The organism is Streptomyces sp. NRRL B-1347, from assembly GCF_000720325.1.
GTDB lineage: Bacteria > Actinomycetota > Actinomycetes > Streptomycetales > Streptomycetaceae > Streptomyces.
This window is the reverse complement of record NZ_JOJM01000194.1, coordinates 1-2,114: the sequence shown is the minus strand read 5'-3', so window position 1 is coordinate 2,114 and position 2,114 is coordinate 1. Positions and strand designations below refer to the sequence as shown.

The following is a 2,114-nucleotide window of genomic DNA, read 5'->3' as shown; positions in this document are numbered from 1 at the left end:
CGCCCGCCCTCCCGGCAGTTACGCTTATGGGCCCGACTACGCCCGCCTGCGGATCGGTGATTACCGAGTGACCTACGAGATCAACGCAGGGCAGCTGACTATCATCGCATTCCACCTTGGCCGGGTCAGCTGACGGGTCCAGGATCGCGCCTCCTCCCCACGGAGGGCGGCCATGGTGGACATGATGGCAGTGACAGTTTCCGGGGCGGTGATCTCTCCCCGGCCCGCGACGCCGGTCACGCCCCACAGCTGCGACGCACCGATGGTCGGCAGTGCACGTAGGGAGCGCCCGTCTACGGCGTAGAAGGAAATGCCGTCCTTGGTGGGGTCTGGTCCAAGTTGTGGGCTCTGTCGCAGATTCGGGGGTAACGGCCGCGGCAGTGTCGTGGGCATCACTTGGGTATGGACGGGGCCTTGAGCGTTGCTGATCTCCTCTTCTCTGATGCGGCTGTCGAGGTTGAGCGGCTGACGCTCGCCCAGGACGAAGTGCTCGTGGCAGCTCGGGCCCGGGGAGACGGGGCAGTCTGTCCGGAGTGCGGTCGGCGATCGTCTCGGGTGCACTGCTATTACGATCGGCGGCTCTCGGACCGGCCTATCGCTGGACGGCGTCTGCAGATCCGGCTGCGAGCACGTCGGTTCACCTGCGAGAACACCGCATGCTCGCATCGAACGTTCGCTGAACAGATACCAGAGCTGACGTGCCGATATGCGCGACGTACCGAGGCCCTGACGGGGCTGCTCACCGACATCGCCCTGTTCCTGGGCGGTCGGCCGGGCGCCCGGCTGGCCGACCGGATGTCCATGGCGGTCGGCAAGGACTCTATGCTCCGGCTGATCCGGGCCTTGCCCGAGCCGGATCACGGCTCCGTCCAGGTCCTGGGCGTCGACGAGTTCGCCCTGCGCCGTCGGCGGAAGTACGCGGCCATCCTGATCGGCATGGTCACCCACCGCCCCGTCGACGTGCTCGCCGACCGGACCGCCGCCACCTTCGAGTCCTGGCTCAGGCGACACCCGGAAGTCCAGATGATCTGCCGCGATCGTGCTGGCTCCTTCCGTGACGGCGCCTGCGCCGGAGCACCACAGGCCAAGCAGGTTGCCGACATCTGGCACGTGCTCCACAACCTTGCCGAGGCTGTGGAGCGCATCGTGGGCCGTCACCGTGCTGAGCTGCGCGAACCATTGCCGATGTCGGCCGATGCGACACCCGCTGGTGAAACATCGGCTACTGAAGTCGACATCCATGGGCGGCCACGTCCGCTGGTGGCACGGACCCACGAGCGGTATCAGCAGATCCACGAGCGCATTCAACGCGGCGACAGCCTGCGTGCGATCGCTCGCGAACTCCGCCTCAGCCGGGGCACCGTGGTTCGCTTCGCCGAGGCCGCCGAGGTCGGAGAACTTCTTAGCGCGGCCACCGACCGTCCCAGCATGATCGACGACTACCGTCTCTACTTGCATCATCGCTGGCTGGAGGGGTGCACCAACGCCTCTGCCCTCACTCGAGAGATCCAGCAGCTGGGCTACCGCGGAGGCCCTGGCACCGTCCAGCGACACCTCCGTGCCTATCGCACCGGAGCGATCCCGACGAACGCCCCGCTTCCCCAGCTGACCGTCCGACGCGTCACCAACTGGATCATGCGCAGGCCCGAGCACCTCACGGACACCGAACGCAAGAGCCTGGATGACCTCTGCGACCGCAGCCCGGTGCTGGCCATAACCACCGAATACGCCCGCCGTCTCGCTGTCATCCTGCGCGAACGCAACAACGAGCACCTGGCTTTCGAAGTCTGGCTCGCCGATGTACGCCTCGACGGGCAGCGAGAACTCCGCACCTTGGCAGGCGGCATGCGGCGCGACCGCGCTGCCATCCTGACAGCCCTTACCACCACGCACAGCTCAGGCGCAGTCGAGGGCAACGTGACCCGTATCAAGCTGCTGAAGAGACAGATGTACGGCCGGGCCAACTTCGACCTGCTGCGGCGCCGCATCCTGCTCTCGCCGTGATCGACGAACATGTACTCATCTTGAACTCGCGGGTTCCAGTCGCTGACGTTTCATGATCCTTGCGGTATGTCCGAGTTGTGAGGTACGCGGATGGCGGTGGCCTGACGCCG

1 protein-coding gene is annotated in these 2,114 nt (G+C 66.2%); it reads left to right on the top strand.

Annotation, left to right across the window (positions count from 1 at the left end; genetic code table 11):
- The first annotated feature begins 414 nt into the window (after positions 1 to 414).
- Positions 415 to 2,004 (top strand): ISL3 family transposase, encoded by a 1,590-nt coding sequence (locus tag IG74_RS0144350; protein WP_158858114.1) that lies wholly within the window; start codon positions 415 to 417, stop codon positions 2,002 to 2,004.
- Positions 2,005 to 2,114: the final 110 nt, after the last annotated feature.